7 protein-coding genes, 1 other RNA gene and 2 pseudogenes are annotated in these 8,010 nt (G+C 65.6%); 1 reads left to right on the forward strand and 9 read right to left on the reverse strand.

Annotated elements, in window-relative coordinates:
- The 6 genes and pseudogenes from JCM9942_RS07550 to JCM9942_RS19395 all read right to left on the reverse strand — a co-directional run.
- Positions 1-1,393, reverse strand: a pseudogene (locus JCM9942_RS07550) (UDP-N-acetylmuramoyl-L-alanyl-D-glutamate--2,6-diaminopimelate ligase); the annotation flags it as partial.
- Positions 1,390-3,251: pseudogene (locus tag JCM9942_RS07555) on the reverse strand (peptidoglycan D,D-transpeptidase FtsI family protein). The pseudogenes JCM9942_RS07555 and JCM9942_RS07550, both read right to left, overlap by 4 nt.
- Entirely contained in the window at positions 3,248-3,511 is a 264-nt protein-coding gene (gene ftsL, locus JCM9942_RS07560) for a cell division protein FtsL (protein ID WP_054658861.1), read from the reverse strand. Before ftsL ends, JCM9942_RS07555 begins: the two are co-directional and overlap by 4 nt.
- Positions 3,508-4,476, reverse strand: a complete 969-nt coding sequence (gene rsmH / locus JCM9942_RS07565; RefSeq protein ID WP_054658863.1) for a 16S rRNA (cytosine(1402)-N(4))-methyltransferase RsmH — start codon at positions 4,474-4,476, stop codon at positions 3,508-3,510. The genes ftsL and rsmH overlap by 4 nt, the downstream gene beginning before the upstream one ends.
- A gap of 14 nt (positions 4,477-4,490) precedes the next feature.
- Complete coding sequence (mraZ, locus tag JCM9942_RS07570) at positions 4,491-4,937, reverse strand: division/cell wall cluster transcriptional repressor MraZ (RefSeq protein WP_054658865.1); 447 nt, start codon at positions 4,935-4,937, stop codon at positions 4,491-4,493.
- A 209-nt stretch (positions 4,938-5,146) separates the two neighbouring features.
- Positions 5,147-5,344, reverse strand: a complete 198-nt coding sequence (locus tag JCM9942_RS19395) for a hypothetical protein (protein ID WP_172675071.1) — start codon at positions 5,342-5,344, stop codon at positions 5,147-5,149.
- Here JCM9942_RS19395 and JCM9942_RS07575 point away from each other — a divergent pair.
- Complete coding sequence (locus JCM9942_RS07575) at positions 5,267-6,037, forward strand: NRDE family protein (RefSeq protein ID WP_054658867.1); 771 nt, start codon at positions 5,267-5,269, stop codon at positions 6,035-6,037. The two genes, JCM9942_RS19395 and JCM9942_RS07575, sit on opposite strands and share 78 nt — an antisense overlap.
- Positions 6,038-6,235: 198 nt before the next feature.
- Here JCM9942_RS07575 and rnpB read toward each other — a convergent pair.
- From rnpB to JCM9942_RS07585, 3 genes are all read right to left on the reverse strand, one after another.
- Positions 6,236-6,588: RNase P RNA component class A (gene rnpB / locus JCM9942_RS07590), an RNA gene on the reverse strand.
- 46 nt (positions 6,589-6,634) lie between these two features.
- Positions 6,635-7,501, reverse strand: coding sequence for an alpha/beta hydrolase (locus tag JCM9942_RS07580; RefSeq protein WP_157722815.1), 867 nt, complete (start codon positions 7,499-7,501; stop codon positions 6,635-6,637).
- Positions 7,502-7,560: 59 nt separating this feature from the next.
- On the reverse strand, positions 7,561-8,010 hold a 450-nt coding region (locus tag JCM9942_RS07585; RefSeq protein ID WP_343123481.1), incomplete at its 5' end, for an SAM-dependent methyltransferase.

Below are 8,010 nucleotides of genomic sequence, written 5' to 3' on the forward strand. Positions count from 1 at the left end.
CCGGCCTGCGCGACCGCGGCGCCGATGGCGCGGGCGCGATCGCGCACCACGTTGATCTCGGCAAGGCGTGGTGCTCCTTCGCGTCCTGCGACCGCACCACTTGTGCCTCCGTGCACGGCGAACCCGGCCATGATGTCGGCGACGATCACGTCGCCATCTTCGCCGCGTGGATTGTCGTCGGTGACGAACACCACGTCGGCCAGTTCCTCGGCAATGGCCGCCATCTGCGGCCGCTTGCCGGTATCACGCTCGCCACCGCAACCGAACACGCACAGCAGGCGGCCATCGAGATGGCCATGCAGGCTGCGCAGCGCCTGTTCCAGCGCATCGGGGGTGTGGGCATAGTCGATGACCACGGTCGGCTCGCCCTGGCTGCCGAGGCGGTTCATGCGGCCATGGATCGGCTGCAGCTGGCCCAACACGCGGGCGATGGTCGCCGCCGGCTGGCCCAGACCATGCAGCGCACCGGCCACCGCCAGCAGGTTGTCGACGTTGAAGCGGCCCAGCAGCGGCGAGCGCAGCGCATGGCGTTCATTGCCGATGAGCAGATCGAAGCCCAGCCCCTGCCCGTCCAGCACAAGGTTTTCGGCACAGACCGTGGCACCGGTCTGGCCGGTCGAGCTCAGGCCAATGGCCTGCACGCCGGTCGCCAAGGTGCTGATCAGTTCGCGGCCGAACGCGTCGTCCAGATTGATCACCGCCGCCTTCAGGCCCGGACGATGGAACAGCTTGGCCTTGGCCGCGCCATAGGCTCCATGCTGCCGTGGTAATCCAGATGGTCGCGGGTGAGATTGGTGAACACCGCCACATCGAAATGCACGGCATCCACACGGCCCTGGTCCAGGGCATGCGAGCTGACTTCCATCGCCACCGCCCTGGCACCGTCATCGCGGAGCTGGGCCAGCACTTCATGCATCTGCAACACCAGTGGCGTGGTGAAGCCGGTCGGCACCACATCACCGTACAGGCCCACGCCCAGCGTGCCGATCGAACCGCTGACAATGCCCAGCAGCTGCCAGGCTTGGCCCAGCAGCTGCACGGTCGAGGTTTTGCCATTGGTGCCGGTGACACCCACCATCGTCATCGCCCGCGACGGCTGGCCGTGGAACTGGTCGGCCATCGCGCCCAGGCGCGAACGCAGGTCGGGCACGGCGATGGCATCGGCCGGGGCCGGCAGTTCGGCCGGCGCCGGTGGATCGAACAGGATCGCGGCCGCACCGGCGGCCCTGGCCTGTTCGACAAAACCCAACCCGTGCGCGCCGAAACCGGCAATGGCCACAAACGCATCGCCAGCGCGCACATGGCGCGAATCCAGCACCAGACCGCTGATCTGCGGGTCCTGTGCCAGGGGCAGATCGGGCAACAACTGCGACAGCTTTATGGTGCGGCTCACTGGCGTACCTCCGTGGTGGCAGGTACCTGGGCACTGGCGCTGGGCAGTGCGGCGTCGAATTCGGCGGTGGCGTTGGGAGTATCGGCGGCATCCTGCGGGATGGGTAGGGGCACGGCGCTGCTGCCCGGCTTGCCACCGACCTTGCCGGCGGCCTGCGCGGCCAGCCACGACTGGATGTCGTCCGGCGGCACGTCCATCAGCGCAGGGTGCCCTCCATCACATGGTGGAATACTGGGGCGGACACCAGTCCACCGTATTGCAGCGCGCCGCGTGGGTCGTTGACCACGATCACCGCGGCAAAGCGCGGTGCGGTGGCCGGCACCACGCCGGCGAACAGAAGGTTGTAGTGCCCGCGCTCGTAGCCGCGTGGACCGTTCTTGCGCGCGGTACCGGTCTTGCCGGCGACGTGGTAGCCCAGGATCGCCGCCTGCTTGGCGCCGCCGTTGGTGACCACCGTTTCCATCATCCGCACCACTTCCTGCGCCACGTTCGCATCCAGCACCTGCCGTGCCTCGTTGCGCTGACCTTTGACGAAGGTCGGTGTGATGACCTGGCCGCCGTTGGCCAGCGCCGAATAGGCCTGCGCGATCTGCAGCGGCGTCACACTCAGGCCATAGCCGTAGGACATCGTGGTCTTGGTGGTGCCATACCAGCCGGGGCTGCCCGGCACCGGCACCAGCCCGGAGGATTCGCCGGGGAAACCACTGCCCGGTGCCGCGCCGTAGCCAAAGGCACGGACCGAGTTGTAGAACACCTGGTCCGGAATCTGCGCGGCGATCTTGGCCGCGCCGATATTGGAGCTGCGGGTGATCACGCCGGTGACGTTGAGCACGCCGTTGTTCCGCGGCACGTCCCGGATGGTGTAGCGGCCCAGCGACATGTAGCCCGGATTGGTGTCGATGACCGTATCGGGTGTCACCACCTGGTTCTGCAAGGCGGTGGCGATGGTCAATGGCTTCATCGTCGAGCCCGGTTCGACCAGATCCGTCACCGCCCGGTTGCGCCGGGTGTCCGGGGTCGCGCCGCCGACCGAGTTCGGGTTGTAGGTGGGCAGGTTGGCCATGGCCAGCACTTCGCCGGTGGCCACATCCATGACCACGATCGAGCCGCCAGCCGCCTTGTTCTGGGTGACCGCATTGCGCAGCTCGCGCATGGCCAAAAACTGGATGCGGCGGTCGATGCTCAGGGTCAGGTCCTTGCCCGGCTCGGCGGCGCGCACCAGATCGATGCTCTCCACGATCGCGCCCTTGCGGTCGCGGATCACCTTCTTGGCGCCGGGCTTGCCACGCAACCATTCGTCGAAGGCCAGCTCCAGGCCTTCCTGGCCGTGGTCGTCGATATTGGTGAACCCCAGCACATGCGCCATCGCCTCACCCTGCGGGTAATAGCGACGGAACTCGCGCTGCGAGAACACGCCGGGAATCTTCCGCGCGACCACCTGCTCGGCCACGTCCGGATTCATGCGCCGGCGCAGGTACATGAATTCCTTGTCGGCCTTCTGCGTCAGTTTGGAGGTCAGCTCGTCGGCCGACAGCGACAACGCCTGCGCCAGCTCGGGGATGCGTTCGGGCGCGCGCAGCAGCTCCTGCGGATTGACCCAGATCGAGGCTACCGGCGTGGACACCGCCACCGGCTCGCCATTGCGGTCGGTGATCATGCCGCGCGAGGTGGCGATCGGCACTTCGCGCAGGAACCGCGCCTCGCCCTCGCGCTGGTAGAACTCGCTGTTGACCAGCTGCACATAGGCCGCACGGCCCACCAGCGCCACCGCGCAAAGACCCAGGCCAGCGCCCACCATCAACATGCGGGTACGCAGGTTGAACTGGCTGCGATTGCGGTTGCGCACGGGCGGGTTCATGGGCGGATCACCACGATGTCGGTGGCTTCCGGAAATTTCATGCCGAGACGGCCACGCGCCTCCTGGTCCACCCGCGTGGCCTGGGCCAGCGTGGCCTGCTCCAGCTGCAGACGGCCGAACTCGATGTTGAGCTCGTCGCGGGCGTGTTCCAGCCGCGACAGTTCCACAAACAGCTGCCGATGGCGGTGGCGCATGAACACCACCCCGATCGCCGAAGCGATGGTGCAGGCCAGCAGCACGATCAGCAGCAGGCGGCTCATGCGGCCACCTCACGTTTTTCGGCCACGCGCAGCACCGCGCTGCGCGCGCGCGGATTGACTGCCAGCTCGTCGTCCTCGGCCTTGATCGCACCACCGATCAGATCCAGCGTCGGCACGAACACACTGGCTTCGGGCAGACGGCGATTGGCCGGCGGCGCCTTGGCGTGGTGGTTCATGAACTGCTTGACGATGCGGTCTTCCAGCGAATGGAAGCTGATCACCGCCAGCCGGCCACCGGGTTTGAGCCGCGCCATCGCCGCCTCCAGCCCGGACTCGAGGTCGGCCAATTCGCGGTTGATGTGGATGCGGATGGCCTGGAAGCTGCGCGTGGCCGGGTGGATCTTGTCCTTGCCGCGTGGCATCACCGAGGCGATCAGCTCGGCCAGCTCGGCGGTGCGGCTGAACGGCTGAGTCGCGCGGCGGGCCACGATCGCACGGGCGATGCGGCGGCTCTGCCGCTCATCGCCATAGTTGAACAGCACATCGGCGATTTCGCGCTCTTCGGCGCGGTTGAGCCACTGCGCCGCGCTCTCGCCCGAATCGGGGTCCATGCGCATGTCCAGCGGACCGTCCTTGCCGAAGCTGAAACCGCGTTCGGCCACGTCCAGCTGCGGCGAGGACACGCCCAGATCGAACAGCACACCGTCCAGACCGGCGGCGGTTTCGTCCCAGTTCAACAGATCGGCGAAGCTGCCACGGTAGATCGCCACGCGCGGGTCCGGCGCGAAATCGCGCTGTGCCACGGCGATAGCATCGGGATCCTTGTCCATCACCAGCAGGCGTCCATTCGGACCGAGCAGGCGCAGCACGCCGCCGGCGTGACCGCCGCGACCGAACGTGCCATCCAGATACGTACCATCTTCGATCACCCTCAGGCCCTGCAGGACCTGGGTGTACAGCACCGGCAGATGAGCCGCCGGCGGCTGCGACACCGGAGGGTGACCGGCTTGCGCTTGACCGCGCACCCGGGCACCCCGGCTCACAACTTCAGGTCGAGCAGCCCATCGCCCAGATCCTCGTCAGACAACGTCTGCTGGATCAGTGCGCGATGCGCTTGCTCGCTCCACAATTCGAACTTGTCACCCATTCCCATCAATACCGCCTTCTTTTCAATGCCCACCGCGCTGCGATGGCTCGACGGAAGGCTGATGCGGCCGTTGCCATCCAGTTCCAGATGGGCAGCGGAACCGACAAGTTTCTGTTGCAGGGTGCGCACCACGCGCTGGGTATTGGGTTTGGCCATCACATCGTCCCGCACCCGTTCCCACTCCTGCTCTGCGTACAACCACAGGCAACCGGCCTCGAACGGGTTGTAGGTCAGCACAAGACGGTTGCCGCTGGCACGCGCGACCAGGTCGCGGTAGGCGGTGGGCACCGCCATGCGTCCCTTGTCGTCAACCGTGATGGCCGTCTCACCCTGAAACACCCGAATGCACCCGTTCGTCTGCTTGCGTATGGGGAAATCATTGAACCACGAAAAACCACAAAAAACCCGGTTTTCCCTCTGATGCCCACCTTAGCAGTGGCCATCCGGTTGTCAACAACTTTCCACACACAAAATCGTCAGCCGCATCAATGGTTTGCGGCGATGTTTAGAGACTTGTTCAAGGTTTATCCACAAGTGGCTGTTTCATTTCAAATTTTAAGATTTTCATAAAATTCAGCACTGTAGAGATCGCGTGAAAAGCGACCGCCAACTACACCACCATTCAGCCTGGGATGGCTGGAAACTGCGCGACGCGGCACACTGGCGCCATGTGCCTTGTCGCCCTTGCCTGGAAATGCCATCCCCGCTGGCGCCTGCTGATGGCCGGCAACCGCGATGAATTCCATGCACGCCCGGCCGCCCCCCTGCAGCACTGGCCGGAACCACAGGCCGACGTGATCGCCGGACGCGACCTGCGCTCGGGTGGCAGCTGGATGGGGGTCAACCTGCACGGCCATGCCGCCGTGGTCACCAATGTGCGTACCCCCAGCGCCCAGGCCGATGGACCTTCGCGCGGCGAGTTGATTGCCGGTTATCTGGCCGATCCCCGAAACGCCAGCCATTACGCGAACGCGCTTGCCGCCCGCGCCCCGGCCTTCGCCCCGTTCAACCTGCTGGTGGCAGATGCCGACACCTGCTGCTATCTGGGCAACCATCCGCCGGCGGCACGGATATTGACGCCCGGCATCCACAGCATGTCCAACGGCGCCCCGGACACCCCTTGGCCGAAGACCCGGCGCCTGGCCAATGCCGTTGAAGGATGGGTGGCCAGCAGCGGCACCACGCTGGACCCGATCTGGAGCGCACTGGGCGACGAGCATCAGCCCGCCGATGCCGAGCTGCCGGCAACCGGGATGCCACTGGAGCTGGAGCGGCGCCTGGCGCCCGCCTTCATCCGCGGCCAGGACTACGGCACACGCGCCAGCACCGTGATCGCCATCGACTATGACGGCCGCGGCTTCATCCACGAGCGCCGCTTCGGCCCGCACGGCCGGTTCACCGGGGAAACGCGACTGGAGATTCCGCTCGCCGGAGAATGACAAAACCGGCACGGGGAGGGCCGCATCCGCCGGCATTCCGTATATATGGAATGCCGAAAGACGACCAAGAACTGTGTCGACGGGCAAGCCTCACCGGCAGAATCACAGCGGCACCTGGATGCCGGTGCCATGCGCAGCCCGCCAACACGGACGCCGCGGATCGGGCAGAGCCGAGCTTGCGCAGGCACGAGAGGAAAGTGGCGGAGCCGGCCGATAAGCCGGGTTCTGTCGTGGACAGTCATTCCTCTAGGCGCACCGTCACCGATACGCTCAAGCAACCTACCCGGACCCGACGCGGGCCACGCCATTAGGTCCCTATTTGGTCTTGCTCCAGGTGGGGTTTGCCGTGCCGGTCTGTTGCCAGACTCGCGGTGCGCTCTTACCGCACCATTTCACCCTTACCACGCATCCCGAAGGACCGTTCGGCGGTATCTTTCTGTTGCACTTTCCGTCGGCTTGCGCCGCCCAGGCGTTACCTGGCACCTTGCCCTGTGGAGCCCGGACTTTCCTCGGCATCCCCGAAAGGATGACGCGACTGTCTGGCCGACTCCGCCGCGCGCATTGTCGCACGTTCAAGCATCCACACACATTGACCGCTCAAGGCGAAAGCACCTGCGGTTCACCCAGCGAGTCCACGAATCTGAGCATTGTCTCGCGAAACTCGACCGTCCGAGTGACGGACTGATGTGAGGCGCCCGCCACTTCAAGAAGTGTCTTCTGTGAAGCAGGCAGCGGACACAGATCAAAAAGTCGCCGCGAAAAAGCTGGCGCGGTCACGGTGTCTGCTGCACCGACCGCGAACAGCACCGGCTCATTCAACGCCGACACCACACCGAGGTTGCCCCGCCCGGCCAAGCTCCCCTCAGGCACCACACGCCACACCAGCGCCTTGGCCCACCACGGCTGCCTGGAGCGTAGAAAGCGCGTCCAGTCCTCCGTTGTCGTCACGGTGGACTCCAACACCAGCCCCGCGAGCGTGCGCTCACTGGCCACATGACCGGCCATGAAGCTGCCCAGCGAGTGCCCATGCACGACCACCGGCAGCGCGGACAACGCCGCCTCCGCAATCACGTGATCGTAGACCCGTACCGCATCCGCCATCAGATCGTCCATCGACGGCACGCCGCTACTGGCGCCATAACCGCGATGGTCCACCAGCACCAGATTGACCGGCAGCGACCCATAGGCCTGAATAGTGTTTTCCGCATCCTTGGCAATGCGATAGCCGTTGCCGCCGAAATAGAGCACCGTTGCCCTGGCGTCCGGCCGCAACAACATCACCCCATACAACCGGGCGTCAGGTATCTGCAAATAGAACTCTTCCGGCGTATAGACCGGGAAAGCGTTCTGCAGCGCCGCGACGTCGGCACCTGCCGATGCACGGGGGAACAGAATGTTGGATTCACGCACCCGCCACGTGCATCCGGTGGAAACCAGCGATGCGGCGATCAATGCGAACTTCAACCAAGCCAACCACATACTCCCTCCTTGACATGCGTGAGGAACCCAAAACCTAGGCTAGCTCATTGGCCGTACAGCGCCTTGCGCGGCGCACCGCTCAGTTCGGCGGCCAGCTTGGCGGCGGTGGACGGCGGCAGGTGCTCGTTGAGCTTGGCGTACAGGCGACGGCCTTCGGCGATCTTGCCCGCCTCATCGTCACCGACGCCCTGCACCATCACCACGAACTCGCCCTTGCGCTGGTTGGGATCGGCCTGGACCTGCGCCAGCAGATCAGCCAGATCGCCATCAAGCACGGTCTCGAACAGTTTGGTCAGCTCGCGGGCGATCACCGCCGGACGCTCGGCACCAAAGACGGCAACCATGTCGGCCAGCGACTCTTCGATACGGTGCGAAGACTCGTAGAACACCAGCGTGGCGGTTTCACCGGCCAGCCGCTGCAGACGATCGCGCCGCGCCGCCCCCTTGGCCGGCAGGAAGCCCTCGAACAGGAAGCGGTCGCTGGGCAAGCCGGC

Source organism: Stenotrophomonas pictorum JCM 9942 (assembly GCF_001310775.1).
In the GTDB taxonomy this organism is placed as follows: Bacteria; Pseudomonadota; Gammaproteobacteria; order Xanthomonadales; family Xanthomonadaceae; genus Stenotrophomonas; species Stenotrophomonas pictorum.

Excerpts from the sequence above, each read along its gene's own strand:
- ftsL (WP_054658861.1), bottom strand. The coding sequence starts at position 3,511 with ATGAGCCGCCTGCTGCTGATCGTGCTGCTGGCCTGCACCATCGCTTCG.
- JCM9942_RS07575 (WP_054658867.1), top strand. The coding sequence starts at position 5,267 with ATGTGCCTTGTCGCCCTTGCCTGGAAATGCCATCCCCGCTGGCGCCTG.
- JCM9942_RS19395 (WP_172675071.1), bottom strand. The coding sequence starts at position 5,344 with ATGGAATTCATCGCGGTTGCCGGCCATCAGCAGGCGCCAGCGGGGATG.